Source organism: Arthrobacter sp. K4-10C, from assembly GCF_059090085.1.
On the sequence record NZ_JBNHFI010000003.1, the window covers coordinates 1 to 26,681 of the forward strand.

General features: G+C 63.1%; 27 protein-coding genes and 1 pseudogene. 8 read left to right on the plus strand and 20 right to left on the minus strand.

Annotated elements, in window-relative coordinates:
• From AC5RUU_RS04525 to AC5RUU_RS04560, 8 genes are all read right to left on the minus strand, one after another.
• Nucleotides 1–670, minus strand: a 670-nt coding sequence (locus tag AC5RUU_RS04525; protein ID WP_493974026.1) for an amino acid ABC transporter permease, incomplete at its 3' end; no start/stop codon positions are given.
• A gap of 44 nt (nt 671–714) precedes the next feature.
• Nucleotides 715–1,641, minus strand: a complete 927-nt coding sequence (locus tag AC5RUU_RS04530; protein WP_493974027.1) for an ABC transporter substrate-binding protein — start codon at nt 1,639–1,641, stop codon at nt 715–717.
• 156 nt (nt 1,642–1,797) lie between these two features.
• Entirely contained in the window at nt 1,798–2,133 is a 336-nt protein-coding gene (locus tag AC5RUU_RS04535; protein ID WP_493974028.1) for a hypothetical protein, read from the minus strand.
• A gap of 137 nt (nt 2,134–2,270) precedes the next feature.
• Nucleotides 2,271–3,278 (minus strand): carbohydrate kinase family protein, encoded by a 1,008-nt coding sequence (locus tag AC5RUU_RS04540; protein WP_493974029.1) that lies wholly within the window; start codon nt 3,276–3,278, stop codon nt 2,271–2,273.
• A gap of 59 nt (nt 3,279–3,337) precedes the next feature.
• Entirely contained in the window at nt 3,338–4,396 is a 1,059-nt protein-coding gene (locus AC5RUU_RS04545) for an NAD(P)-dependent alcohol dehydrogenase (RefSeq protein ID WP_493974030.1), read from the minus strand.
• A gap of 40 nt (nt 4,397–4,436) precedes the next feature.
• Nucleotides 4,437–5,357, minus strand: a complete 921-nt coding sequence (locus tag AC5RUU_RS04550; RefSeq protein WP_493974031.1) for a carbohydrate ABC transporter permease — start codon at nt 5,355–5,357, stop codon at nt 4,437–4,439.
• Nucleotides 5,354–6,322 carry a carbohydrate ABC transporter permease gene (locus tag AC5RUU_RS04555; protein ID WP_493974032.1) on the minus strand — a complete coding sequence of 323 codons (969 nt, stop codon included), beginning with the start codon at nt 6,320–6,322 and terminating at the stop codon, nt 5,354–5,356. Before AC5RUU_RS04555 ends, AC5RUU_RS04550 begins: the two co-directional genes overlap by 4 nt.
• A gap of 20 nt (nt 6,323–6,342) precedes the next feature.
• Complete coding sequence (locus AC5RUU_RS04560; RefSeq protein WP_493974033.1) at nt 6,343–7,695, minus strand: ABC transporter substrate-binding protein; 1,353 nt, start codon at nt 7,693–7,695, stop codon at nt 6,343–6,345.
• A 277-nt stretch (nt 7,696–7,972) separates the two neighbouring features.
• On the opposite strand from AC5RUU_RS04560, the gene AC5RUU_RS04565 reads away from it, so the two are divergent.
• Nucleotides 7,973–8,896 (plus strand): AraC family transcriptional regulator, encoded by a 924-nt coding sequence (locus tag AC5RUU_RS04565; RefSeq protein ID WP_493974034.1) that lies wholly within the window; start codon nt 7,973–7,975, stop codon nt 8,894–8,896.
• Between the two features lie 105 nt (nt 8,897–9,001).
• Here AC5RUU_RS04565 and AC5RUU_RS04570 read toward each other — a convergent pair whose 3' ends face one another.
• Both AC5RUU_RS04570 and AC5RUU_RS04575 read right to left on the minus strand, forming a co-directional pair.
• On the minus strand, nt 9,002–9,190 hold the full coding sequence (locus AC5RUU_RS04570) for an Lrp/AsnC ligand binding domain-containing protein (RefSeq protein ID WP_493974324.1): 189 nt from the start codon (nt 9,188–9,190) through the stop codon (nt 9,002–9,004).
• A 32-nt stretch (nt 9,191–9,222) separates the two neighbouring features.
• Nucleotides 9,223–9,822 (minus strand): EamA family transporter, encoded by a 600-nt coding sequence (locus AC5RUU_RS04575; protein WP_493974035.1) that lies wholly within the window; start codon nt 9,820–9,822, stop codon nt 9,223–9,225.
• Between the two features lie 332 nt (nt 9,823–10,154).
• Here AC5RUU_RS04575 and AC5RUU_RS04580 point away from each other — a divergent pair, with 332 nt between their 5' ends.
• Nucleotides 10,155–11,045: a LysR family transcriptional regulator gene (locus AC5RUU_RS04580; protein WP_493974036.1), complete on the plus strand. Its 891-nt coding sequence runs from the start codon at nt 10,155–10,157 to the stop codon at nt 11,043–11,045.
• Between the two features lie 60 nt (nt 11,046–11,105).
• On the opposite strand, the gene AC5RUU_RS04585 is transcribed toward AC5RUU_RS04580, so the two are convergent.
• Nucleotides 11,106–11,414: a hypothetical protein gene (locus AC5RUU_RS04585; RefSeq protein WP_493974037.1), complete on the minus strand. Its 309-nt coding sequence runs from the start codon at nt 11,412–11,414 to the stop codon at nt 11,106–11,108.
• Nucleotides 11,415–11,504: 90 nt separating this feature from the next.
• Complete coding sequence (locus AC5RUU_RS04590; protein ID WP_493974038.1) at nt 11,505–12,278, minus strand: SDR family NAD(P)-dependent oxidoreductase; 774 nt, start codon at nt 12,276–12,278, stop codon at nt 11,505–11,507.
• Between the two features lie 260 nt (nt 12,279–12,538).
• Between AC5RUU_RS04590 and AC5RUU_RS04595 the strand changes: the two genes are divergently transcribed.
• The 4 genes from AC5RUU_RS04595 to AC5RUU_RS04610 all read left to right on the plus strand — a co-directional run bounded on the left by AC5RUU_RS04595 (nt 12,539) and on the right by AC5RUU_RS04610 (nt 16,611).
• Nucleotides 12,539–13,876, plus strand: coding sequence for an MFS transporter (locus AC5RUU_RS04595; protein ID WP_493974039.1), 1,338 nt, complete (start codon nt 12,539–12,541; stop codon nt 13,874–13,876).
• Between the two features lie 35 nt (nt 13,877–13,911).
• Entirely contained in the window at nt 13,912–14,820 is a 909-nt protein-coding gene (locus AC5RUU_RS04600; protein WP_493974040.1) for a transketolase, read from the plus strand.
• Nucleotides 14,820–15,839, plus strand: coding sequence for a transketolase family protein (locus AC5RUU_RS04605; protein ID WP_493974041.1), 1,020 nt, complete (start codon nt 14,820–14,822; stop codon nt 15,837–15,839). The genes AC5RUU_RS04600 and AC5RUU_RS04605 overlap by 1 nt, the downstream gene beginning before the upstream one ends.
• Nucleotides 15,840–15,951: 112 nt before the next feature.
• Nucleotides 15,952–16,611 carry a GntR family transcriptional regulator gene (locus tag AC5RUU_RS04610; protein ID WP_493974042.1) on the plus strand — a complete coding sequence of 220 codons (660 nt, stop codon included), beginning with the start codon at nt 15,952–15,954 and terminating at the stop codon, nt 16,609–16,611.
• Nucleotides 16,612–16,766: 155 nt separating this feature from the next.
• Here the strand turns inward: AC5RUU_RS04610 and AC5RUU_RS04615 are convergent, their stop codons facing one another.
• Nucleotides 16,767–17,777, minus strand: coding sequence for a LacI family DNA-binding transcriptional regulator (locus tag AC5RUU_RS04615; RefSeq protein ID WP_493974043.1), 1,011 nt, complete (start codon nt 17,775–17,777; stop codon nt 16,767–16,769).
• Between the two features lie 166 nt (nt 17,778–17,943).
• Here AC5RUU_RS04615 and AC5RUU_RS04620 point away from each other — a divergent pair, with 166 nt between their 5' ends.
• Entirely contained in the window at nt 17,944–18,879 is a 936-nt protein-coding gene (locus AC5RUU_RS04620; protein ID WP_493974044.1) for a dihydrodipicolinate synthase family protein, read from the plus strand.
• Nucleotides 18,880–19,056: 177 nt separating this feature from the next.
• Nucleotides 19,057–20,304 carry an Nramp family divalent metal transporter gene (locus AC5RUU_RS04625; protein ID WP_493974325.1) on the plus strand — a complete coding sequence of 416 codons (1,248 nt, stop codon included), beginning with the start codon at nt 19,057–19,059 and terminating at the stop codon, nt 20,302–20,304.
• A 597-nt stretch (nt 20,305–20,901) separates the two neighbouring features.
• Here AC5RUU_RS04625 and AC5RUU_RS04630 read toward each other — a convergent pair.
• From AC5RUU_RS04630 to AC5RUU_RS04660, 7 genes and pseudogenes are all read right to left on the minus strand, one after another.
• Nucleotides 20,902–21,903, minus strand: a complete 1,002-nt coding sequence (locus AC5RUU_RS04630) for a shikimate dehydrogenase family protein (RefSeq protein ID WP_493974045.1) — start codon at nt 21,901–21,903, stop codon at nt 20,902–20,904.
• Between the two features lie 17 nt (nt 21,904–21,920).
• A pseudogene (locus AC5RUU_RS04635) lies at nt 21,921–22,073 on the minus strand (SDR family NAD(P)-dependent oxidoreductase); the annotation flags it as partial.
• A 159-nt stretch (nt 22,074–22,232) separates the two neighbouring features.
• Nucleotides 22,233–23,231 (minus strand): Gfo/Idh/MocA family protein, encoded by a 999-nt coding sequence (locus AC5RUU_RS04640; protein WP_493974046.1) that lies wholly within the window; start codon nt 23,229–23,231, stop codon nt 22,233–22,235.
• Nucleotides 23,228–24,133: a sugar phosphate isomerase/epimerase family protein gene (locus tag AC5RUU_RS04645; RefSeq protein WP_493974047.1), complete on the minus strand. Its 906-nt coding sequence runs from the start codon at nt 24,131–24,133 to the stop codon at nt 23,228–23,230. Before AC5RUU_RS04645 ends, AC5RUU_RS04640 begins: the two co-directional genes overlap by 4 nt.
• Entirely contained in the window at nt 24,130–24,714 is a 585-nt protein-coding gene (locus tag AC5RUU_RS04650; RefSeq protein WP_493974048.1) for a VOC family protein, read from the minus strand. The genes AC5RUU_RS04645 and AC5RUU_RS04650 overlap by 4 nt, the downstream gene beginning before the upstream one ends.
• A complete protein-coding gene (locus AC5RUU_RS04655; protein ID WP_493974049.1) occupies nt 24,711–25,706 on the minus strand; it encodes a LacI family DNA-binding transcriptional regulator in 996 nt (331 codons plus the stop codon). The genes AC5RUU_RS04650 and AC5RUU_RS04655 overlap by 4 nt, the downstream gene beginning before the upstream one ends.
• On the minus strand, nt 25,699–26,679 hold the full coding sequence (locus AC5RUU_RS04660; RefSeq protein WP_493974050.1) for a Gfo/Idh/MocA family protein: 981 nt from the start codon (nt 26,677–26,679) through the stop codon (nt 25,699–25,701). Before AC5RUU_RS04660 ends, AC5RUU_RS04655 begins: the two co-directional genes overlap by 8 nt.
• Nucleotides 26,680–26,681 lie beyond the last annotated feature (2 nt).

Consider the following 26,681-nt stretch of genomic DNA (forward strand, 5'->3'; position numbering starts at 1 on the left):
TGACCAGCGAGGTTCCCTTGAACATGCCGATGACCTGGTTACCGGTTGCCGGGATGATCGAGGGCATCGCCTGCGGGATGATCACCTTGCGCATCCTGGTGCCCGCGCTCATCCCGAGCGAGTCGGCGGCCTCGATCTGGCCCTTGCCCACCGAGGAGAAACCCCCGCGGATGATCTCGGCCATGTACGCCGCCTCGTTCAGCGTCAGGCCGACCAGGGCCGCGGTGATCGGGCCCATGATCGCGTTCGTGTCCACGGCCGTGCCGATATCGGTGAACGGGATCCCGATCCTCAAATCCGGGTACAGGGCGGAGATGTTGAACCAGAAGATCAGCTGCACCAGCACCGGGGTGCCCCGGAACAAGGTAATATACAGCCCCGCGGCGATGGACACCGGCTTCACGTGCGAGGAACGCATGACCGCCAGGGCCAGCCCCAGCAGGGTTCCCAGGGCCATGGACGCGACCGTGAGGAAGATCGTAAGCATCAGCCCGCGCAGGATCGACTCGGCGAAGAAGTACTTCCCGACGATATGCCACTTGAAGTTCGGGTTGGTCAGGACCGAGGAAAGGATCCCGATCCCGACGAGGATGCTGAAAATCCATCCCGCGTACTCGGAACGGGTCCGAAGCCGCAACCGCGGCTTCAAGGCCGCATCAACGCTACCCATTGCTGTACTTCCTCGGGGGATCGTTTTCAACATCGGGGTACCCACTAGCGGATCGCGGCTTCAGTGATGGCTGATTCGCCCAAGCCCCAGTACTCCAGGGACTCCTTATACTCCGGGGACTCCAGCACGGACTGGATGGCTGCCTGCAGGGCCGGGGTCAACGGCGAGCCCTTCTTCAGGCCCATGGCGACGGTGGTGTTCGTGCGGGTATCCATCCTGGGCTCCAGGATGGTGAAGTGGTTGGGCTGCTGCTCGTCGGCCCATGCCAGGGCGCTGGCGTCGTAGAAGACGCCGTCGATCCGCTTGGAGTCCAGCTGCGTCAGTGCCTCCTGGACGTTGGGCAGCGTGATGGCGTTGATGGCCGGCTGGCCCTTTTCCTCGCAGGTCCACTTCGAAACGTTCGGCAGGTGCTTCAACTGCTGGGTGGAACCCTTGGTCACGCCAATGTTCTTGCCGCACAGAGTCTCGTTGGTCAGATTGAGCGGGTTGCCGTGGGGCACGGCCACGGCCGAGCCGCCCTTGAGGTAGTTGATCATGTCCATGACCTTCAGACGCTCTTCTGTGGCGGACATTGTGGTGGCAGTGAAGTCGTATCGGCCGCCGTCGATACCTGGAATAATCGTGTCGAACGCCGTGTTCTCGAATTTCAGCTTCAGCCCCAGCTTCTTAGCCACCAGGCGAGCGAGGTCCGGGTTCAGGCCGATCGGCGTGGTGTTGTCCTCCGCCAGGAACGTCATCGGCGGGGAGCTCAGATCCATTGCGACGGTCAGCTCGCCCTTGGACTTGTAGGACGCGGGCAGCAGCGCCACCGCGGCCGGGTCCGGCTGGACACCCTCAGAGACGTCACGAGTGTTTTGCGTCTTGGGGATCTCCGTGTCCTGGGTGCTCGTAGCCGCGCCGCCACAGGCACTTATCGTCAACACGAGAGCAAGTCCCGCGGCCGCCGTCTGGATCTTGTTCATGGTCTTCATGGTGCTTCCCTTCTAATTGCCTTCAGCAGCAAAAGTGCGCTGACGCCGGTGCAGGCTTTATCGATGCGTCTGGCATCTGAAGCAACTGGCGAAGCGGGGCAACCGCCACTTCGGGGGTGCTGTGATCTATATCTCGTCTGCACCTCTTATAAAACTCTAGGGTGCGGCAAATGTCAACAGTTCAACAGTAGAAAACTCAACTGTTGAGCAGCAATTGAGAGCCTGTGTCGTCCAACTGCCCGGAGTGGCGCGAGCAAGCGTGCACTGACTAAGGCGTTCTACCTGCGGTAAGAACGCCCCGAAGAGGTAGCTGGTGATGGAGCCAATGATCCTGGCCTGCCTGGTGCCGTCTGCATGCTTCACGGTAAGGGTGTAAAGGCAGTCCTGGCTGTCCATTACTTTCTTCATATAGGCATCGCCGGGCAGGACCCCGACGCCGCAGATCGCCCAGTCATGGGCTTTTCCGGCATTCATGAGCGTTTCCCGGTACATGGCCTGATGCGCGCGGTGGAAGCCGCCTACTCCGAAGTGGACGATGCCCTCAACCTTGACCTGTTGTACGCAGGTTGGCTGACCGGACCAGGAACGCTGGGCAGGGTGTAGTTGCCCAGGGTCGGCATGATGTGTGTCTATCCTTCGACGATGGACGATGGGATTGCGAGTGGGCCGAGGTCGGCCTGTTCCGGGGGGTTCGCCCCAGGTCGGGAGCAAGTGATGCCGGCTGCTGTGTTGGCGTAGCGGGCCAAGGCATGGAGCTGGTCCGGGGTAAGTGCCTGGAGGCGCTGCCGGGCTGCTGCGCCGAGTGCGTCCAGCTGCATGAGCCCGGAGATCAGTGCGGCCATAAAGGAGTCTCCTGCTCCGACAGTGTCTGCAACAGTGACCGTTTCACCGGGGATGTCAACCCTTCCAGACCGGTTGAGGAGGACCGGTCCGTGGGCGCCGCGGGTCAATGCCACCAGGGCAGGCCCCAGAGCCAACCATGCGTTCATCGACTCCTCCAGGGTCCTGTCGGGGTAGAGCCAGCGCAGGTCCTCATCGCTGGCTTTGACGATGTCGCTGGCGGCAACAAAGTCCTCTGCCTGTCTCCGGGCGGCTGCTTTGTCCGGGCTGATTGCCGGCCTGCAGTTGGGGTCGAAGCTGATGGTGGCGTGATGCCTGGCGCCTTCAATCAGGCCCATCACCGAATTACTGCCCGGGGGCAGAACCGTGGCAATGGATCCGGTATGGACGTGCAGGGAGCTTTCCGCCGCTGCCAGGGCGGGGATGGAAGCTCCGTTGATGTCCCAGCTGATGGCGAAGGTGTACCGGGCGGCACCCGTGTCGTCCAAAGTCGCCACAGCCGTTGAGGTGGGTTGGGATCCGCCGACGATGCTTTCGACGCCGTTGTTCTCCAGATGCTGGGCGATCAACTTGCCGTACGGGTCCTCGGCGAAGTGCGTGACGAGTTTGGTTTGAAGGCCCAGCCGGGCGCAGCCGACTGCCACGTTCAAAGGGCTGCCGCCCGGGTGTGTCTCGTGCGTTGCGGTGTTGCCTTTGCTGGGGTCTTCGATGATGTCGACGAGTGCTTCGCCGATGACAGTGACTAGGGCTTGGCTGTCGGAGGGTTTTGGTTGGGTGCCGGTCCCTTGTGATGACATGGCTGCTTCCTCGCAGGTCGGTGCTGGATGTGGCTGCGGATGCTCCGTAACTTTGGGGCTCAGCGGCCAGGGTAGACGACGGCTTTGAGCTGGCCGGGCTGCTTGCCGGCCTTGAGTGCCTGTTCGGATTCGGCGAGGGCGAACTTGCCGGTGACTAGGATGTCGAGGTCCACTTTCCCGTCCGCTATGAGCTGGATGGCAAGCGGCCAAGTGTTCGTGTAGCGGAAGACGCCGGAGAGCCAGATCTCCCGGTTCTGGATGTAGGAGACTGGGAGTTCGACGTCGTCCGCGCCCAGACCGACCAGAATGACCTTTCCCGCCGGTGCCACGGCCTTGATGCCTGAGCGGACTGCCTGCGGGGCGCCGGATGCATCAATAAACGCGTCGACGTCGAGCCCTTCCGCACTGTCGGTTCTGGCGTTCAACGCGTGGGTTGCGCCGTGTTCGAGGGCGAACGCGAGCCGGTCCTCGGCGATGTCGCTGATGTAGATTTCGGTGGCGCCGAAGGCGCGGGCGGCCTGGGCGGCGATGATGCCGATGGGGCCGGCTCCGGCGATCAGGACCCTGCTGCCGGGCCTGATCTCGGCGCGTTCGCAGGCCCAGAGTCCGACGGAGAGCGGCTCGATCAGGGCGGCCGCCTCGTCGCTGACGCTGTCCGGGATGTCGTAGGCGAAATCGCTTTGGATGGTGACGTATTCGGCGAAGGCGCCGTCGATCGGCGGGGTGGCGTAGAACTCGATGTCCGGGCACAGGTTATAGCGGCCGGCTTTGCACTGCTTGCACTTCCGGCAGGTGCGCTGGGGCTCGACGGCGACGCGCCGGCCGATGCGGGCAGGGTCGACGGCGCTTCCGACGGCGGCGATCCGGCCGGAGAGTTCGTGGCCCAGGATCAGCGGGTGGTCCACCACGTAGGGGCCGATCCGGCCGTGCTCATAGTAGTGGACGTCGCTGCCGCAAACGCCCACGGCGGCGACCTGCACGAGGACCTGGTCGGCGTCGAGCTGCGGGAGGGGCAGGGTTTCCATCGCCATGTCGCCCTGGCTTTTGAGGATGTTGGCGCGCATCGTGGCGGGCAGTCCGGAGCCGGCGGCGGGTGACTGTGTGGTTGTGGTTGTCATCGAAGTAGTCCTTGAAGTCTTGGGCGGGGGAACCGGCAGGCTATTTCACGGCGCCGAGGGAGAGTCCCTGGACGAGTTTGTCCTGGGCTGCGAAGCCTGCGAACAGCACCGGGAGGGAGATCACGACGGCGGCCGCGCAGACCTGGGCGAGGAAGAGGCCCTGGCCTGAGACGAAGCCGGTCAGGAACACGGGTGCGGTGCCGGCCACGACGCCGGTGAGGACCCGGGCCAGGAGCAATTCGTTCCAGCTGAAGATGAAGCAGATCAGGGCGGTGGCGGCGATGCCGGGCATGGCTACGGGGGCGATGACCTTGCGGAGGATGAGCAGGAGGTTGGCGCCGTCGATCTGTGCTGCCTCCAGCATTTCCTCCGGCACCTCAGCGAGGAAGGAGCGCATCATCCAGACGGCGATGGGCAGGTTCATTGATGTGTACATCAGGATCAGGAACCAGATATTGTCCAGGGCCCCCACGGTCCGTGCGAAGAGGTAGAGCGGCAGGATCGCCGCGACCACCGGCATCATCTTGGTGGACAGGAAGAAGAACATCACGTCGGTCCACTTCTTCACCGGCCGGATGGAGAGGGCGTACGCGGCCGGGAAGGCCAGGAGCAGCACGAGGACCGTGGACAGGATCGAGGCCGTGGCGGAGTTGATCAGCGACGGCCACGGGCTGACGCCGGAGGTTTCGCCGAAGAATTCCCGGTACGCGTCCAGGGTGAGGTTCGCGGCGATCGACGGCGGGTTCGTTGCCGCATCGGTTTCAGAGTGGAACGAGGTGAGGAACATCCACAGGACCGGGACTGCGAAGAGCAGTGCGAGCAGCCAGGCTGCGATGCCGGCGGCGGTGTTGTTGCGGGTTGGGTCCATGCGTGCCTTGCCGCGACGCGGAGGGCGGCCGGTGTTCAGCGCGGTAGGGCCGGGAGGTGTGCTCTGCGGTGCAGCAGGGGTGAGGGTGCTCATCGTGCTGCCTCCTTCTTGAAGAGTGAAAAGACGGTGCGGAGGGCGAAGGTCGCCACGATGATGGTGCCGATGACCACCACGACGCCGGCAGCGGACGCCAGGCCGTATTCGTTGGCGAAGTAGAACGTCTGGTAAATGGCGTAGGGCAAGTTGGCCGTGCCCAGTCCGCCTGCAGTGAGGGTGAAGACGGCGTCGAAGTTTTGCACGATGTAAATCGCTCCGAGCAGCCCGCCGAGCTCCAGGTACTGGCGCAGGTGCGGCAGGGTCAGGTGCCGGAAGATCGCCCACGGGGTGGCGCCGTCCATCTGGGCAGCTTCCACGGTGTCCATGGGGCGGGACTGCAGGCCGGCCAGCAGGATCAGCATCATGAACGGCGTCCACTGCCACACCAGGGAGAGGATCACCGCCATCATGGGTGCCTGCGAGAGCAGGTCCAGCTGTGGCGCCGCAGCGCTGCCGAACAGGGACCAGACCCAGGTCAGGACGCCATTGATCAGCCCATAGGTGGGGTTGAGCAGGGCATGCTTCCAGATCAGTGCTGCTGCCACTGGCACCACTAGGAACGGTGCGATCAGCAGGGTCCGGGCCAGGCCCCGGCCGATGAACTTCTTGTCCAGCAGCAGGGCCAGTCCCAGGCCGATCAGCAGGCTGATCAGCACCACGGAGACGGTCAGGAGGATCGTGGTCAAGATCGCCTGGCGCAGGTCAGGGTCAGTCAGGACAGTGGCGTAGTTCTCCAGGCCGGCGAAGGCGGTCTTGTCCGGGCTGAGGCTGTTCCAGTTCATGAACGAGATGATCAGCGTCACCACGAACGGGAGCTGGGTGACCAGGATGAGGAAGACCAGGGCCGGGAGCAGCGGTGCACGCCGTGCCCAGGCCAGGGCGCGTTCGCGCGACTTGGCGTCTTTCGAAGGTTTGGCTGCGGTGTGTCCCGGGCGGGAGATGCGCGCCGTTGCGGTAGTCATGAGGTTCTCCTGCTGTTCGGTTAGGGCTGCTTGTATTTGTTGCCGACCTTTTGGGCGGCTTCCTGGCCCTTGGCCAGCGCGTCAGCCACGCTGCCTTGACCGGCGATGGCCGAGCTGACGCCTTGGGACACGTTGGTGCCCAGGGCGGCGAATTCGGGGATGCCGACGAACTGGATGCCGACGGCGGGGCGTTCCTGCGCGCCGGGGTTCTTCGGGTCGGCGTTCTCGATGGCGAAGCGCTCGGCCTCGAAGAACGGGGCGGCCTTCTGGAACTCGGCGTTTTCGTAGGTGGAGATGCGTTTGCCGGACGGGACCTTTGCCCAGCCAAGCTCGGAAGCGACGAGTTCCTCGTAGTCCTTTGAGCTGGCCCAGGCGATGAACTTCTTTGCAGCGTCCTGCTTCTTGGAGGCGGCCTGCATGGCCCAGGACCAGGTCCACAGCCAGCCGGAGGACTTGGTTTCCTTCACCGGTGCCTGGGCGTAGCCGATCTTGCCCTTCACGGGCGAGTCCTCGGCTTCCAGGGCGCCGGCGGCGGATGTTGCGTCGTACCACATGGCCACTTTGCTCTGGCTCATGTTGTTCAGGCACTCGGTGAATCCTGCCTGCGCGGCGCCTGCTTCGCCGTGCTCGCGGACCAGCTTGGTGTAGAACTCGACAGCTTGGGTGAACTCCGGGGAGTTGACCTGGGCGTTCCAGTCTTTGTCGAACCAGGTGCCGCCGAAGGTGTTCACGACGGTGGTTAGGGGTGCGAAGACCTGGCCCCAGCCGGGCTGGCCGCGCAGGCAGATGCCCTTCATGCCCGGTTCCGCGCCGTCTACCTTCGCCGCTATGGCCGCGACCTCGTCCCAGGTGGGTTTCACCGGCATAGTCAGGCCCTTGGCTTCCAAAATGTCCTTGCGGTACATCAGGAACGAGGACTCGCCGTAAAACGGTTCACCGTAGAGCTTGCCGTCCTCGCCGGTCAAGGAGGCAGTGTATGCCGGCAGGATGTCGTCCTGGTCAAACTCCGGATCCTTGGCCACATCGTCCAGCGGGGCGAGCCAGCCGTTCGCGGAATAGAACGGAATCTCATAGTTGGAAAGGGAAGCTACGTCGTACTGGCCGGCCTGGCTGGAGAACTCCTGGCTGATCTTGGCCCGGACATCGTTCTCCGGCAGGATCGTGTAATTGACCCTGATCCCGGTTTCCTTGGTGAAGTTCTCCGCGGTAAGCCGCTGCAAGTCCTCCATCTGCGGGTTATTCACCATCAGGACACTGATGCTGTTCGGGTCACCGGCGGAATTACCTCCGCCGGCACCTGCACAGGCCGAGGCACTCAGCGCGACACACAAAGCGCCGGCGGCCAGGGTCGCAGCACGCATTTTCGGGCGCATAAAGGACTCCTATGTTCTTTCAAGGGTGCATTGTCACCGCGCCCCGACTGCCATGTCGGGGTACCAGACCGGGGCGAGGGCCATGACCGGAAATCCCGGTATACCTCGCTGATGTTCTTCAACATTAGGGGGCGATCCAAGTCACAACTAGCGCCCTAGTTGCCACTTTCTGATACTTATTTTCCCAACCTGTCACCGCCAGTAGGCTCTAATCTGGGATCAGGACCCTGAAGTACTGTCCAGAGTTCATAAACCGTCGACCAAAGGGAGTACCAAGATGACTGCCGCCGACATTGCTGACGGAGCCGCGGCGAGGCTGGCCGAGCGCCTGTTGGGGATGCGGGCCAACCGGGAGGTCATCCCGCCTGATCCCAACCACTCCGTCCGCTGGCACCAGCACAGCTATCCCAGCCCCGTGGCGCGATGGAACTACCACCCCGAGTACGAGATACACCTCATCCGCAAGGGCACCGGCAAGTTCATCGTCGGCGACCACATCGGCACCTTCGAAGCCGGCCACGTATCCCTCGTCGGATCAGGGCTACCCCACGACTGGGTCAGTGACCTGGAACCAGGCGAGGTGCTGGAAAACCGGGATGCCGTCATCCAGTTCGATGGAAAGTGGGTTGAGCAGGCCGCTGCCCTAGTCCCCGAGCTGGCCGAGGTGAGGCCGCTGCTGGAACAGTCGCAGCGGGGAATCGAGTTCCTGGGCGAGACAGCCCGGCAGGCGGCAGCATCCATCGAGGCGATGGGGACCACCTCCGGGCTGGTGCGGCTCCAGCACCTGTTTGCACTGTTCCGGGTCCTGGTCGAAGCACCTCAGGCAGACCGCCGCTACCTGGCCGAGGAATGGTTCAGGCCCCAGCTGGACGGCCAGGCCGCCGCCGTCGTCGACCTTGTCCTGGAATATGTGTTCAGCAACCATGCCGGCACCGTCAAGATGTCCGAGGCGGCCGCACTGGTCGGAATGCAGGAAGCGTCCTTCTCGAAATACTTCAAACGCGCCACCGGACAAAACTTCAGCGACCTGGTCCGCAAGCTGCGCCTGGCCCACGCCCGGCGCCTGCTGGAACGCAGCGACAAACCAATCTCTGACATCTGCTACGAAGTCGGCTTTACCAACCTCTCCAACTTCAACCGGCACTTCCTCAACGACGCCGGGGAAACTCCCCGGCGGTTCCGGCAGCGCGTCCAGAACTGACAATTCCGGCCAAAGCCTGCATTCCTGGTGCCGATGGTCCTTTCATCAAGCACCTAGCAGCGAAGCACCGGAGGCGATGTCCGGCCGCTGCCTCGGCCAAGGGGACTATTGGAGGTTTCCACCTGGTGCCGGATCCATACTTTTGATCAGTTTCATCATGGGATGCGAGATGATGCGGTGGATGCCGGGAAGTTTTGTCATTTTCTGGGTTTGGAACCGTTCGTACTCGTTGCCGTCCGCGACGTCGACCCGCACGATGTAATCAGGGACTCCATACACGCGCCGCGCTGGGATAACTGCCCATCAGCCTGATACCCGCTCGCCCTTTAGCGCTGAAAGCGCAGAGCGAAGGCGTTAGCCCCGACAATGAGGACTATCCCGGCCCATTCCACAGCGCCCAGTTCCTCATTGAGTGCGATGGCTCCGATGGCCACCGCGAACACAGGATTGATGCTCATGAGTACGCCAAAGATGTGGGCGGGGACGCTCCGCAGCGCTACCAGGTCAGCAATATACGGCACTACGGACGCCAGGAGTCCAGCGACGATGGCGCAAAGGACCATGGTGGCGTCGGGCCTTTGGGTGATGAAGATGGTGAGCCCGATGGGGATGAACAGCGCGGCTGACACTCCCGTTGCGGTGGCCGTTCCCTGGACACCGGGTATCCGGTTACCTACCGTTCTGTTCAGCAGGATGTACGCAGCCCAACTCGATGCCGCGATCAGTGCAAGACCGATGCCCGCGTAGTCCGTGGAAGCCTCGGGCTGGGTGATGGCAACTACGCCCGCACCAGCAATGGCAGCACAAAACATGCTGCCTTTATTTCGGGTCGTGGCCAAGGCAACTGCCAGAGGCCCAAGGAATTCCAGCGTCACGGCCAGTCCCAACCCGATCCGCTCGATGGCCGCGTAGAGCGAAAGGTTCATCGTTCCGAAAACAAGCGCGAGCAAAAGTATCGGCCACCATTGGGAAAGCGTGAAATCCCGGACCCGTGGCCGGACCAGCGGCAGGAGCACCGCGGCAGCGACAAGTTGACGAACTGCAACAACACCGACTGGGCCCACTGCCGGAAAGGCCATCGAGCCACTGGCAGCACCCAACTGGTTTGAAAGGGCACTTGCTACGAGCGTGGCGGTCGCCCGCCCCTGACGCCCTTTCCCTGCTTTATCCATGGTTGAATTCTCCGCAACGGCCGCTCTCCCCCATAATGCATAAGTGCATCGACTAATGCAGATCATGCATGAATAGACTGGTGGCCATGGACATCGAGATGCGTCACCTGAGATCTTTCCTCCGGGTTACAGAGGCTGGGACGTTCACCGACGCGGCGATTGAGCTGGGTATTTCCCAGGCCGCTGTTTCCCGGAACGTCGCTGCTCTTGAACGGGCATTAGGAGTCCGGTTGCTGGTGCGGACCACCCGAAGCGTGGAACTTACTCCCGCTGGGAAGCGCGTGATAGGTCGCGCCCGACATGCCCTCTCCGCGTTGGAGGGTCTTCGGCGTGACGCGTCCTCCTCCAAGAGCACCGTAAGGATCGGATATGCGTGGTCTGCCTTGGGCAGACACACCCCTGAGTTCCAACGCCGGTGGACCACCGCATTCCCCGACAAAGACCTGCTACTCATCAGGACAAACACCCCAACTGCAGGACTGGCCGAAGGAACAACCGATCTTGCAATCCTGCGCCGCACCCCCGAACCAGGAACCCTCGACTTCGTCCTCACCGGGTACGAGAAGCGCTACTGCGCAATGGCAACCGAGGACCCCCTGGCCGCCAAACGAACTGTCACGCTCGCCCAAATCAGCGATGCCACGGTTGCCATTGATCTACGCACCGGAAGCACCCGCCTGGACCTCTGGCCCGAAGGAAAGCAACCCGTTGAGACCGTAACCACAGACGACGTGGACGACTGGCTAACGGTCATCGGCAGCGGCAAAGCCCGGGGCATAACCGCCGAGTCCACCGCCCATCAATACCGCAGGGCCGGCCTGGTCTACCGGCTCGTCCGAGGCGCGCCGCCAGTCCCCGTCTACCTAGCCTGGTCGAAAACCGACTCTCCCGCACTCAAAACCGAGGCGGCCGAACTCATCCGCGGCCTATACGAAGCGCTAGAAATAACGCACGGGGCCGGGAGCTCGTCCAGATAGAGCACGTGTCAACCTGACGGCAGGGACCATTCGACAACGTAAAAAGGCGTGCCTCGCCTTTCAACATCGCCTTTCGCCAGCTGCGTGACGCCGCCTTGCTTCAGGTGTTGGCGGCGTGAGGTGCTCAGTGACCATTTTGTAGCAAAGCTTTCCGGTCAGTTTCTCGGGCCGGATCCACACGCGATAGCCTTCGGCCGCGGTGAACAACTGCCGCCCATAGTTGCCGTCCGACGCCAGCCAGAGTGCGGACGAATCAGGCATGACGTCGTCAACAATTCCTGCACGGACTATCGAGAAGTCCTTGCGGATTTCCACCGGAGTCCCGACCAGCCGGCTCCAGTCATGGTACGGGTATGCCTCGGCAGTCATCTCAACCTCATCCCTGCGCCTTGGTGCCGGGCCGTCTCGTATCTTGAAGTCGTTAGTCATGACCGGCTGCCTTAGAGGCGCCTTGGGCTGTCAGTGGAGGTGGCTTCCGCCGTTGATGTCCAAAGTGACGCCGGTGAGGTAGCCGGAGTCCTCGGAGGACAGGAAGGTGATGGCGGCAGCAACTTCTTCGGTGGTGGCGTTGCGGCCCAGTGGAATGCCGGCGTTGATCGCCGCTTCCTGCTCCTCTGTGCTGCCCACGCGGATGTTGGTGTCCACGGCGCCAGGGGTGATGGCATTGACGGTCACGCCGGTGGTTCCGAGTTCACGGGCAAGTGCCTTGGTCAAGCCCAGGATGGCAGCTTTGGCGGCGGAGTAGGGAACCTTGCCGAATACGCCGCCGCCGCGCTGGGCGGAAACGGAGGACATGTTCACGATCCGGCCCCAGCCGTTGTCGATCATGTCCGGCAGGAAGGCTTTAGTCACCAGGTAGGTTCCGGTGGCGTTAACGTCCATGATCTTGTGCCACAGCTCCAAGGTGGTTTCCAGGAACGGTACCGGCGAGGTGATGCCGGCGATGTTGGCCAGGGCACCCACCGGCGGGAGGTTTCCGGCACTGACCTCGCCCGCAACGGCCTGGTACGCCGCTTTGACGGAGGCTTCGTTGGCGACGTCGATCTCGTGGCCGAAGGCGGGGACGTTGTACTCATTGCCGATTTCAGTGGCGACCTTGGCGGATTTCTCGCCATCGAGGTCCAGAATCACCACGGCCCAGCCTTCACGGGCATACCGGCGGGCGGTGGTGATGCCGATGCCCCGATCCGAAGTTGCCCCTGTGAGGACGGCGGTGCGCTGGATAGTGCTCATGATGCTCCTTGAATGCTTGTGGTTCGGGTTGCTGTAGCAGGAGTTCGGGGAGCACGAGTCTTGGCGAGTTAGGCATCGGCGTAGTCCTCCGAACTGCGGTGATGTGTATCACCGTAAGCCCGGTCATTGTTAACCGTCAACCTCCAACATTGACTGTTGACACAGGAGCATGGTGCAGGTCACACTTGGGAAACGGTATGTTAACGGTCGACAGCGTTGGAGCCTTGAAGCTTCGTCGCTCATCGAAAGGGATTTAGCTAATGAGCAATGAAGCTCTCAAAATGCGGGGCCATGTCCATGGCACCAAGGACGCAAAGCGTGTCGCCGTCGGTTCCGGTGTCGGCGCTGTCATTGAGACGTATGACTTCATCGGTTTCGGCACCGCCGCGGCGCTGTACTTCGGGACCGCCTTTTTCCCCACCGGTGATCCCGTCACCGGCACCCTGGCCGCCTTCGCCACCTTGGGCGTCGGCTTCGCGGCCAGGCCCCTGGGCGGCATTATCGGTGGCCACCTCGGGGATAAGGTAGGTCGAAAGCCGGTCCTGGTCGCTTCCCTGATCCTGATGGGTGTGGCCACGTTCCTGATCGGGCTGCTGCCCACGTATGAGCAGGTCGGGCTTCTCGCTCCGGCGCTGCTGGTCTTCGTCCGCGTGGTCCAGGGCTTGGCCTTTGGCGCGGAGTGGGGTGGCGCCATTTTGATGAGCTACGAGCATGCGCCCTGGAAGTCCAAGGGCAAGTACACCGGCATTGTGCAGGCCGGCTTCCCGGTGGGCCTGCTGCTTGCCAACCTCGTCTTCCTGGTCAGCGTGAACCTCGGCGGTGAGCTGGCCTGGCGAGTTCCGTTCCTGGCCAGCATCGTGCTGGTGGTGGTTGGCCTGATCATCCGTTCCAAGGTGCCCGAGTCCCCTGTTTTCGACGAGGTCAAAGAAAGCGGCTCGATCGTCAAGTCCCCCATCATCGAGGTCATCAAGACCGACTGGCGGAACATCGTCAAGGGAATCGGCCTGCGCATCGCCGAAACAGCCGGCTACGCCGTGTCCATCACCTACATGATTTCCTACCTGCACACCGAGCAGCTGGCGGACAAGACCGAAACCCTTATTGCTCTCTGCATTGCCTCCTTCATCGGCATCTTCGCTACGGCCGCCTGGGCACGTTTGACGGACAGGATTGGCCGCCGACCGCTGTATGTCTGGTCCACCGCCTTCGCCGTCCTGTTCGCGGTTCCCATGTTCCTGATGGTGAACACCGGCATGTTCTTCTTTGTCATCGCCACCCTCGTTATCTCCTACGCCGTCTGCCAGAACTCGCTCGCCGGCGCCCAGGGCGCTTGGTTCCCCGAGCTGTTCCAGGCCAAGACCCGGTCCTCCGGTGCCTCTCTGGCCTACCAGATCTCTGCCATGGTGTCCGGGTTCACCCCCTTTATCACCACCCTGCTGTTCGTCGCCATGGGCTGGATGGGTCCGGCACTGCTGTTCGGCGCCTACGCGGCCATCGGCCTCTGGGCCGCCCTTGCCACTCGTGAGACCTGGGGCAAGCGCGAACGCCAGCTGGCTGACGAAGCCACCAAAAGCACGCCCAACACGGTAAGCGTCTGATGACCCTCACGCACGAAACGAACTCGGAGCCAGCAATGCCTACAAATACAGTCCAGGAACCCATCGCTCAGGACGGCGTGACGCGAGATGCCGTAACGCAGGAGAGGATCGCCCAGGTCAGCGCCGCCGCATACCGGATCCGGCACCACGCCCTGAACATGGGCGAAGTTCAGGGCCAGGGTTACGTGGGCCAGGCACTGGGGGCAGCAGACATGCTCGCCACGGTTTACGCCGACCAGCTCCGCTTCAAGGCCGCGGATCCGCACTGGGAGGCCAGGGACCGGTTCCTGCTCTCCACCGGGCACTACGCCATCGGCCACTACGCCGCCCTCGCCGAAGCCGGGATCGTCCCCGTCGAGGAACTGGAAACCTACGGCTCGGACGATTCCCGCCTGCCCATGTCCGGGATGTCTACCTATACCCCCGGCATGGAGATCTCCGGCGGTTCCCTGGGCCACGGCCTGACCATTGCGGTGGGAATGGCCCTGGGCCTGCGCTACCAAGGCTCAGGTGCCCGGGTGTTCAACTTCCTCTCGGACGGTGAGCTGGACGAAGGTTCCACGTGGGAGGCGGCGATGGGCGCGCACCACCACCAGCTGGGCAACCTCACGGCGATGGTGGACATCAACGCCCTGCAGGCCGACGGGAAGACCGACACGGTGCTGCGCACCGAGCCGGTGACTGAGAAGTGGGAGTCGTTTGGCTGGTACACCCAGCGGGTGGACGGGAACGACGTCGGCGCGCTGCTGGCCGCGTTCGACAAGGCAGCGGCCCAGGCCGCCGCCGTCGGACGCCCTTCGGTGATCCTGTGTGACACCAAGGTGGGCCGCGGTGTTCCGCTGCTGGAGGACCGCGAGAAGGCGCATTTCATGCGCATCGAAGAACATGAATGGCAGACCTGCCGCGAGCAGCTGACCGCCGGATACGAAGGAAAGACTGTCTGATGAGCACCACCACCGAGGCACCCGACAGCACAACAGCGGCCAAGCCAAAGCTGAAGACCTCCGCCATGATCGCGTCCTTCGCCGATCCGGGCCAGAAAACCTCCTCGGCACCGTTCGGGCACGCCCTGGTGAAAGCCGCGCAGGAGAACGACAAGATCGTTGGCCTCACCGCGGACCTGGGCAAATACACGGACATGCACATCTTCGCCAAGGCCTTCCCGGAGCGGTTCTTCCAGATGGGCATGGCCGAGCAGCTGCTCTTCGGCGCAGCCGCAGGCCTGGCCGAAACCGGGCTGGTGCCGTTCGCGTCCACCTACTCCGTGTTCGCCGCCCGCCGCGCCTACGACTTCCTCTGCCTCGACGCCGCCGAGCCGAACCTGAACGTGAACATCGTGGGCGGCCTGCCCGGCCTGACCACCGGCTACGGCCCCAGCCACCAGGCCACCGAGGACATGGCGATCTTCCGCGGCATGCCCAACCTGACCATTGTCGATCCCTGCGACTCCGTGGACATCAAAGAGGCCGTTCCGCAGCTGGCTGCCAGCGAAGGGCCAACGTACCTGCGCCTGCTGCGCGGCAACGTGCCCACCGTCCTGGATGAGTACGACTACACGTTCGAACTCGGCAAGGCCAAGGTGCTGCGCGGCGGCAACGACGTCGTGTTCATCTCCAGCGGGCTGATGACCATGCGCGCCCTGCAGGCAGCCAAGGCGCTGGCGGCGCACAACGTGGATGTCGCCGTCGTCCACACCCCCACCATCAAGCCGTTCGACGCCGCCACCGTCCTGGCCGAGATCAACACCGGCCGCCTGGCCGTGACCCTGGAAAACCACTCCGTGGTGGGCGGCCTGTTCGAAACGGTGGCGTCCGCCGTCGTCACCTCCGGCGTCGGCAAGCGCGTGGTCCCGGTGGCACTGCCGGACCAGTTCCTCGACGCCGGCGCCCTGCCCACCCTTCACGACCGCTACGGCCTCGCCGTGGACAAGATCGTGGCGAAGGTCCTCGCTGAGCTCAAATAAGCCGCTGCAGCACTAGGAAGCACGGCACCAAAATCCGACCGGTGCCGTGCTTCTGCCGTACTATCGAAATACGGCTGCTAACAGTCGACTTACAACATTGAGGACGGAAGCCATGGCCGGTCTGACAGCCCCGCTGCTGGGACTGCAAAAGAAAAGCCTGCGGGAGCAGGCGCTCTCGGCGCTGCGGACCGCGATCACCAGCGGCGAGCTCGAACCCGGGCGGCATCTAGTGGAAACCGAACTGTCCGAGATGCTGCAGATCAGCCGGGGTACGCTCCGCGAAGCCCTGCGCCAGCTGGAACAGGAAGGCCTGCTCGCCGCCGGGCCCCGCGGCAGGCTCTCCGTCCGCCACTTGGACGAGAAGGAAATCCGGGACATTTTCGCCGTCCGAGCAGCACTCGAATCACTCGCCGCTCTAACCCTTTGCGAGCTGCCGGACCGACAACAGATCACCCAATCCCTTCACGCCGCCATCGACACGATGGCATCAACTGTCGATGGGACGCTTGAAGAACGGATCGAGTCCGACCTCGAGTTCCACCGCACCCTATGCCGCCTCACGGGCAACGAGACTCTCCTCCACTCCTGGGAGTCATTGGAGGGCTCCATCCGGATGTCCATCATGTTCGCCGGCCGGGAAAAGGGCGTCAGTAACATGAGCGTGGACCGCCACAGGGATATCGTGGATGCTATCGACACTGGCGACTCCGCCCTGGTCCGGAAGACAATCCTCGAGCACATGGACACCGCTGCCGCCAACCTTGTCGCATAAGGACCTAGTACGGGCACGAGGCACGGGCTGGAGTTCGCTCGGCTAGTGCACACCCCAAGCTGACGGGCCTAGGCCTCTCGACCAGTATTTTTGCCACGCTTTGGGGCAAAAATTGGGATGCCATGCGTGTCCTATTAGGTGGTGACTTCAGTGGACTAGTGCTTGGGTCTTCCACTGGATTGGCGTGGGATTAGGGTCGGCATTGACCGCCTAATGAGGGGTTCCGTACCGGGATTGACGATGAGATCGATGGCGGTAGCGGCAATTTGGTCCAGGGGAACGCGGACCGAGCTTAAGGGTGTGGGCAGCCGCGCCGAAAGGGGTGTGTCGTTGTACCCGACCAGAGCGAGGTTATCGGGGATGGTGATGCCGTTGCGATGGGCTGCAGCCATCACACCCATGGCGATGTTGTCGTTGGCCGCGAAGATCGCTGTAGGGCGGTGGCCCGCGCCGAGGAGTGTTTCACCGGCCGTATAGCCGTTTTCGATGCCATAGCCCGCAGTGATGAGCCATTTGTCGGGCGGGTTGATGCCAGCTTCTTCCATGGCCCTGCGGGCGCCGGCGAGACGGGCCTTTCCGGAAGATGTGAAGTCAGGGCCGGTGACGACGGCGATGTCGCGGTGGCCGAGGTCGATGAGGTGGCGCGCGGCGAGGTAGCCGCCCACTTCGTCATCTCCGAGCGCAGATGGGCTGATACCGTCGGTGCGCAGTACCAGTGCATGCGCTACCCGGCGTTCACGCAGCAACCGTGGAAGTTTGTCATCGAGCCGGGCCGTGGCCAGAATCAACCCGTCAACGTTTCTGTCGAGCAGGGTTTCAGCAGCACGGCGTTCATCATCCGGATCGTCCCCACTGGTGGCAACCATGGCGAAGTAACCGCGGGAAGATGCGGCCTTTTCAAGTTCTTCGAACAACAGCGCCATGACCGTGTCGCTCAGGCGGGGGACAAGGACGCCCAACGTCCGCGTTTCGCCCCGTCGGAGGCTGGAGGCGAAAGAATTCCGACGATAGCCGAGTTCCTCGGCTATCTTCCGCACGTTTACCGCGGCAGCTGACCGGGACGTGGTGCGCTCATCCAGGGCGCGGCTGGCCGTGGAAATGCTCACGCCACTGGCCGCTGCAACATCCTTCAACGTGACGACATTGCCTGCGGCAGCTGGGTCCATTGCGGTTCTCCTCTTCAGCAAGGGTGTAACAGACACTCTAATCCTCCTGACTTGCAAACGTTCTCTTGACAGTGAGCTGCGCCACGTGCAGAATTGAAACCGTTCCCGCAAACGTTTTCATATCAGCGGGACTGCCGACCATCCATGAAGACAAGAGGTAGCTGTAATGACACTCGATCTCCGCGGACTTAGCCCCGCACCTGTCACCCCGTTCACCGAAGATGGCGCTGTCGACTACGCTGCGATCCAGCGTCTGGGTTCGTGGCTCGGATCGATTGAGGGCGTGAAGAGCCTGGTCGTCCTGGGCCACGCCGGCGAAGGGACGTTCCTTACCGAAGAGGAGCAGCTGGACGTTATCCGCGCGTTCGTGGCGTCGACCGACGGCCGCGTGCCGGTCGTGGCGGGCATCACGAAGGAGGGCAACAAGACCGCGGCCCTCGAGGCAAAGAAGGCGGTCGAGGCCGGCGCGGCAGCCGGTCTCGTCTACCCCTCGCACGGGTGGCTGCGCTTCGGATACCAGGACGGTGCGCCGCAGGCGCGCTACCAGGAAATCTATGAAGAGTCCGGTCTGCCGCTGATCATGTTCCAGTACCCCGACAACACCAAGGCGAACTACAACCTGGACACTCAGCTGGAGATCGCCGGCCAGGAGGGCGTCTTTGCCACCAAGAACGGTGTGCGGAACATGCGCCGGTGGTACACCGAGATCCCCGCGCTGCGCGCCGCGCACCCCGAGCTGCAGGTGCTGTCCTGCCATGACGAGTACCTGCTGCCGACGATGTTCGATGTGGACGGTCTGCTCGTCGGCTACGGCAACATCGCCCCCGAACTCCTCGTCGAACTGATCGAGGCCGGCAAGGCGCAGGACTACCCGCGTGCCCACGCCATTCATGAGCGGCTGCTCCCGGTGACCAAGAATGTTTACCACCGCGGGTCCCACATGGAGGGCACCGTGGCCTTAAAGTGGGGCCTCGTGAACCGTGGCATTCTGGACCACGCCACAGTGCGCACCCCGCTCCTGCCCCTGCCCGAGGGCGCCGATACCGAAATTGCGGAAGCCTTCGCTGCCGCAAACATCGGCAAGGTCACCGTCACCGCCTAATCCCAACCTTTACGGGTCCTCACGGGTGGCGGGCCCCTGGCCTGCCACCCGTGCCCTAACTTTCACTCTCCATCCCGGGCCATGACGCCCCCAGCAGTGTCGCTGTATAAGGAGGACTCGCCGATGCGCGAGCAGCAGAATAAGACCATCGCACACCAGGAAACCATGGAAGAGCAGATGGCAGCCCAGCAAGGAAACCAGGCCCCCGCGGCCGCGAAGAAGCACCGGACCTTCCTGCAATACCTTGCCCTGATGGGCCCGGCTTTCGTGGTCGGAGCCTGGCAGTTCGGACCCGGGAACCTCACCACCGCCGTGCAGGCCGGAAGCCGGTTCGACTACAGCCTCGTCTGGGTCATCGCCGTCTCAACGATCCTGATGATCTTCTTCACGGACATGAGCGTCCGGCTCGGCATCACCACCCCCGTCTCCTTGATCTCCTCGATCAAGGAACACCTGGGCAAATGGGTCGGTATCCTCGCAGGGTTCGGCGTCTTCGGGATCACCCTCATGTTCTCTGTCGGCAACGCCGTCGGGTCAGGCCTTGGCCTGTCACTGATCTTCGGCGGCTCCCCGGTCCTATGGACCGTCGTCTGCACCATCGCCGTCGCGATCGTGCTGGCTTTCAAGAACGTCTACGGCATCGTCGAAAAAGCACTCCTGGTAATCGTTGTCCTGATGGGCATCGCCTTCATCGCCAGCACCGTCGTCGCCCAGCCTGACTGGTACCGGACCATGGCCGGCATGGCCCCGCAGCTGCCTCCCGGCAGCGAACTCCTCATCGTGGCCCTCGTAGGTACCAACTTCTCCATCAACGCCGCCTTCTACACCTCCTACGGCATCAAAGAACACCGCCGCACCCGCGATGACTACCGCGACATCACCCTCGTCGACACCATCCCCGGCATCGTCGCCCCCGGCATCATGACCGCACTGGTCATCATGGTCGCCGCCGCCGTCCTCGGCAGGACCGGAGCCGAAGCCGGCACCATCAACGCCCTCGCCTCCGTCTTCACCCCGCTGGCCGGCCCCGTAGGAGCCATGCTCTTCGCCCTCGGCCTCTCCGGAGCAGCGTTCTCATCCATGATCGCCAACGCCACCGCAGGCGGAACCATGCTCTCGGACGCCATCGGCCGCGGCGCCAAAGCCGGATCACCCGCCGCCCGCATCGTCACCGGAATGATCCTGGCCTTCGGCCTGATCATCACCCTGTCATTCCAGTCCTCACCCGTGGGACTGATCGTCATCGCCCAGTCCCTTACTGTCCTCATCGCACCCCTGCTCGGAGTTCTGATCGTCATCATGGCCAACAAAACCGCCGTCATGGGTGACCTCCGCAACAAATGGTGGCAGAACCTCTTCGCAGCCATCGGCCTCATCGCCATCATCGCCTCATCCATACGCCTCATCACCCTCCTGACCAGCTAGCAACAACCCCCACCACAACGAACACAAGTGATGCCCCCCCTTATGGTGGGGGCATTACTCATTGGCGGTTGTTTCATATCTGCGACCAGGCAGCCGTGGCCCTTCATGGTAACCACTGCCCGAATTCCAAAAGACACGGCGCATCCATTAAGGGCACACCCAAACCTGACGTCGGAGCGGCCTGACGTGGGAGGACTCGGCCTGTGGGGTGGAGCCCTGGGTTGTTCTCCGACGTCCGACCAGTTACATCAGGTGACATGGCCGCCCATGCCCGAAATGGACTTCATAAGATATGCAACTCCATGGACTTTTCCGTGTTTTCGAACTTCCAGCGACTGTCAGGGTGGAATCTGAGAACATCATGGAGCCACTGTCAGGGAAGCGGAATTTCGCTCTATTCTGATACCAGCGCGTGAGAGCGGCGCGTGCCCTCTCCGAGAAATGCAAATTAGGACGATCGCCCGAACCGAGTAAGCCACCATTATCGGGGTGGCCACCCGAGGCCGGCTTCGAGCGGTCATGCCGCAAAGGATCTTTATCGGTTGAGGGATGCCTTGGGTCGACTCACAACCACCTCCTCGTCACAGAGGCCTTTCTTCATAAGGGCAGTTGCGCTGTTGTGCGCAGTTCTTCGGCTGTCGCAGTGCCGAATCCGAAGAACTCGAGGTAAGCGGGGATCATCTCGAACAGCATGTCGCTGCCCACCTGAACTGTGCATCCCTTCTGCTTGGCGGCCTGCAGGAATGGGGTCATTCCGGCCTTCAGCACGACGTCCCCGACATAGGAGCCGGGCGTGATCCGGTCGATGTCGACAGGCATGGGGTCACCGTCCCTCATGCCGAGCGGGGTGGCGTTGACGATCAGGTCGTAGCCCTCGGGATCTTTGGACCCCATGGCGATCTGTACGTCAGGGTAGTGCGCGCTGATGCGCTGGGCGAGCGCGTCGGAGGCACCTGTATCGGGGTCGAACAAGCCGATGCCGGCAAGTCCGAGGCCGGCCAGTGAGGCGGCGATCGGCGAGCCCACGCCGCCGTTGCCGACGACCAGGGCCCGCTTACCGTGAGGGTCGAATCCTTTGCGCAGGGCGCCGCGGACGAAGCCTGCTCCGTCGAACTGCTCGGCCAACAGTGATCCGTCATCTCGCCTGAGGACGGCATTGGTGGCACCGGCGATCTGGGCAGTTGGGCTGACCTCGTCGACGAGGTTCATGGTGACCACCTTGTGCGGCATTGTGACAAGCGCACCTCGGATGTTGGTTAGCGTGAAGACGGAGCGGAAGAAGTCGGGGTAGTCCTCCGGTTTGATCCCCATGGGGACGACGACTGCATCGATCGCGTGCGTTTCAAACCATGGGTTGCAGATCAGAGACGACTTGAACGTGTGCGTGGGATATCCCAGGTGCGCGATGAGCGTCGTCGTTCCGCTGATCATCGGGTTCGCCCGTTTGCGCGGTGCACCCAGCTCCGTCACTGGAACATCTGTCCAGGAGCAGAGTTGGTCGCCGTGCTCAGCCCAGTACTCGTCCCACTGTGCGAGCTTGACAGGGTCGCGCTCGAGGCCTCGCTTGCGCAGCCTATCCTGCAAGATATCGGGAGCCACGCGGACCTGGACGACTTCGATGACAAGAAGCCGGCCAGTTCCTGGCCCTCCTTCGGGCCACGGTCGGCACCTATGACGAGGGCCCCTTCGGCTGTGAGTGCGCTGACGACTGCATCGCCGATTCCGCCGCTTGATCCGGTCACCAGAACGACTTGGTCTGCTCGTTTCATCTTTCTAGGTCCTTACTTGAGGTGTTTCCCAAAGGCTGTGCCGTGGCTCCGGGCGCCGCTGCTTCAGTGGGCGTCGCTCCGTGCCCGACCTTCTGCCGCACTGTTGAAGCCTGTTGTCTGCAATCCCCCGGTCCAGGGTGGCGTACGTGCCGGTGCTGACTAGCTGTTGTTCGCGCTGGTGGCGTGGCTTGCCCATTGCCGGCCTTCTTGTTCTTCTGTGGGCAGTCCGGAGGCGGCGAGGATCCGGTCGAGCAGCCGCTGTGTATGGACGGCTTCGCGGCCGGAGGTCAGTGGCTGGGCCCTGTCGGCGACCCGGTCCAGGAAATGATGGACGGCGGCGGAGAATCCGAGAGTGTCGGTGGCCGTTGCCCAGCCGTAGGCCTCGGCGCTGAGCTCCCGTGAGGTGGTGACTCCCTGGACAGTGGTCGAGACGGTTTCCGGTGCCCTGACTTCCACGGTCTTGCCATCGCCGTAGGCGTCGAGTTTTTCATTCCAGGCTCCTGCTGTCCTGGCTGCCATGAGCACTCCGGTGTTGCCGGTGCTGAAGCGGATCATGGCTGCGACGCCGTCTTCTTCCCAAGGGTCATCACCGGCTGCGTGTGCGGCCACGTCCACGGGTTCGCCGCCGCAGTACCAGCGGAGCAGGTCGACCATGTGGATGGCGTTCTCGAACGTGGCGCGGTATTCGGATCCCGGGCGGTTCTTTTGGGCCACGCAGAAGGTAGCGCCTTTCGTGCCAAACAGCTCACGGCCGGCGGTGTAGACGGGTGCATAGCGGCGGTTGAAGTCGACCATCAGGATGCGGCCGCGCTCGTCGGCCAGGTCCGCCAAACGTTCTGCCTCCTCGGTGGCCGGGGCCAGGGGCTTTTCGCAGAACACATCGACGTCATTGTTTAGGCACAGCTGGACCGCGTGGGCGTGTTCGGACCGGGGTGTGAGGACGAAGACGGCATCCAGATCCTGCGCATCCAGCATGTCCTCGACCGACTTGTAGGCGGCGCCGAACCCCCAGCGCCGGACCAGGCTGCCCGGGTCCTCACGGCGGGACACCAGGGCGGCCAGCTCAACGTCTTCGCGTTGGACGAGTGTGGGCAATTGGGCAATGGTTGCGATGTTTCCGGCGCCGATGACGCCGACGCGGAGGCGGTTGGTGTTCATCGGGCGTTCCTTACATGAGCGGGATCAGAGAGCATGGCGCGCAGGACGTCGGCTGATTCCCTGAATCCGTCCTCCGGCTTGGGAAGGTCTTGCCGGTGCCAGCGGTATTCAAGTTCGATGCTGAGCACGTCGTCGTAGCCGTGCTGCACCAACCCGGCGAGAATTTGGGGCCAGGGAACGACGCCGCTTCCCACGACGCGGGATCGTACTGCCCGCTCCGAAGCGTTGACGCGCGCTGTTTCGGTTGCGCGGAAGGCGGCGTTGGGATCGGTGAAGACAAGGTCCTTCACGTGCACGTGGCCAATCAGGTCGCCTTGGACGGCGAGGGCCTGTTCGAACTTTTCGTCGTGGGTGAAAGTCAGGTTCGCCTGATCGTACAGAACGCGAATGGCCGGGTGGGCGATTTCGCGGACCAGGGCTGCGGTTTCTGCTGCGGACTGGGTCATTGTGCCGAAGTGGTTCTCCACACACAGCCGCACACCTGCCTGTTCAGCTTCAGGTGCAAGGGTCTGCAGTGCATCCACGAGTTTTGCCCACCGCCGGGCATGGTCGGAGTCTCCGGCATGCCACGCTCCGGCGTAGACACGAACCCGGTCAGCCCCGACCATGTGCGCGGTTTCAATGGCACCGCGGAATTCATCGACCGCGCCGCGCCACTCCACGTCATCGAGTGAGTTGATAGCTGTGGTGTATGGCGTAAGGCCTACGATCGGCACGCCTTCGCTGTCCGCAGCCTTCAATGCCTCCATCGCGGCGCGCCGGTCTCCCAGAGGCAACCCTGAAAGGTAGTCGTCCTGGTAGATGACTTCCGCGGCGTCGAGGCCGGCGGCTTTGAAGAGCGCTAGTGCCTGGGGAACCGTGTGGTCCGGGGTTCCGAGTGTGTGACCCGCAAGCCGCATCATTGGTTGTCCTTTCTGGAAGTGTTTGGAGCCGCTGCCCAGTCCGCAGGACCGACCAGCCGGGGTGGGGCTGCGACGCGGGACCGGTCGACGATCTCCATCAGCAGGCCCCAGGGGGTGAGGAAGTAGGTCCAGCGGTTGCCGGCTACGCGCGGGCTGTCACCCGCGACTTCTTTACGCTCACCGAGCACCCGCACCCCAGGTGTTTCCTGGAGCACGGCGATCGCTTCGTCGACGTCGTCCACGACGAAGCACAGATGGTGTCCGCCGGCATCGCAATGCCGTGGCGGGGTTTCGCGCCGCTCAGCGCTGCTCCACTCAAATAGCTCAATATTGAGGTTCGGGGGCAGGCGCAGCATGGCTAGCGTGAGTTTCGCATCTGCCGGGACGTCGAAGTTTGTGGGCATGAATGCTTCGTCGGGCCCGCGTTCAGAGCGGTACAGTTCCTCCGCCCCGAGCACGTCGACGAAGAACCGGATACCCTCCTCGAGGTTGGGGACGGTCAGGCCGACGTGGTCCGTATGCTGGACCCCCGGCAGCCGCCGCAGTGTTCCTGTCGGGGCGCCGCTAGTCTGCGCTGTCATTTGCGCGGTCCCGAGGTGGAGCCACGGACCAGAAGTTCAGGTTCGAGGACGATGTGGTCCACGGAGCCGTCCGCGTTCTGCTTCTCAGCCAGTTCGATGGCGATGTGTCCCATATCGGCGATGGGCTGCCGGATGGTCGTCAAGGCCGGGTTGAACCGCGCCCCCAAAGCCAGACCGTCGAAACCGATGACCGACACGTCCTCCGGTACGCGCACGCCGCTTTTGCCGAGGGCCGAGATTACCGCAAATGCCACCATGTCATTTGCCGCGATGATGGCCGTTGGCGGATTCTCCATCTCGAGGAAATGTTCGGCCCCGCGCGTGCCGGCATCGAGATCCGACCCGCTGTCCAGCACCACAGGTGCGCTGCCGCTCTCAGCGGACAGCTCCAGATACGCGTCCATCCGGTCCTGGGCGGTGTACGTTCCGGCGATGCCGGAAACGTAGCCGATCGACGTGTGCCCCAGAGAATGCAGGTGGTCCAGCGCGAGCATGATTCCGCGGCGGCTGTCCACGGTGACAGTTGGGACCGCATCGTCGCCTTCCACCCGGTCGATCACCACCACCTTGTGGCCAAAAGCGAAGCGTTTCAGCGCCTCGGTATCGACCTTCGTGGAAGGCGCGACGATCCCGAAGGGGGCATACATGGCCTGCATGGCGGTGAAGTACCCGTCGGTCTTGGCAGGGTCACCATTGGTGACGCAGAGCAGCAGCTGGTAGCCGCGCTCGTCAGCCGCCTGCGTCATCGTCTTGGCAAGTTCTGCAAAGAACGGGTTGGTGATGTCAGGGACGATCAGCGGGATGAAGGTGCTGGTCTTTCTGCGAAGCGCCTGGGCGAGTGGACTCATTGTGTAGCCCAGCCCCTCGGCTACCCTGAGGATGTGCTCGCGGGTTTCACTTTTCACCGCTTCCGGGCGGGAGAATGCCCGGGAGACCGTGGACCGGTGGACACCGGCGGCCTTCGCAACGACGTCGATACTCAGATCAGGCATGTTCTCTTCCTCCGTGCTGGTCGTCATAGGCCTGCCAAATGGGGCGCATGACGTCTTCGAGCTGGGCCAGTTTAGGCAAGCCCTGGAATCCATCTTCCAGCGTCTGGGCGACCCGCCGCACGAACGGATCGTAGAGAGGGTCGCTGTCCACGTCGATCCTGGCGCTCTCCGTGGTCCCATCGGCTGCGGTGAACGTAGCAGAACCATCCGAGTTAACCGAGGCGTATCCTGCCTCACCAACAGACGTGTAGCTGCAGTAACGCTTCAACGGCGAACCCGGGAATGCGTAGCCAACCTCCACGATGGCTTCCCGTCCCTCCGGCGTAGTGAGGATGAGACTGGCGTGGTCCTCCACATCTCCGCCGTGCAACGTTGACGAAAGCCGGGACTGCACACGAACCGAGGTCTCGTCACAGCCCTGCAGGAACAGGTCCACGAAGTGTGGACCCAGGTTCGCCAGGCATCCTCCGCCCGCCTTGGCCGGGTCCAGCATCCACGGATTGCCGTTATCGACATAGCGGGAGGGCGGTCCGGCAATAAAAGAGGTCCGCTGATACGTTGGCCTGCCAGCCTTGGCGAGCCACCGATCGGCGGGACCGCCCCGCTGGATCAGCGGGACGGTAGCGGGCACACCGGCTGCATCGGCGGCTTTGCGCACCGCAGTAAGTTCGGCAAGGGACGTTCCCAGCGGCTTTTCCACCACGAACGGAATACCACGCTCGATCAGGGCATGACACTTCTCGGCCATCCCGCTATGGGGGCCAAAAACGTAGGCCAGCCCAATATCGGGAAGGTCAACGAGCTTCCGCCAGTCAGCTTCCACCGGAGCTCCCCAGCCATCGGCAAGCCCCTGCACGAGGGTCATGTCCTCGTCACTGACACCGACGACCTGGTGCATTTCACCGATCGCCCGCGTATAGAGCGGAACATGCCAATGAGAAGCACCAAGAATAATCGTGCGTGGTCCACTCATCT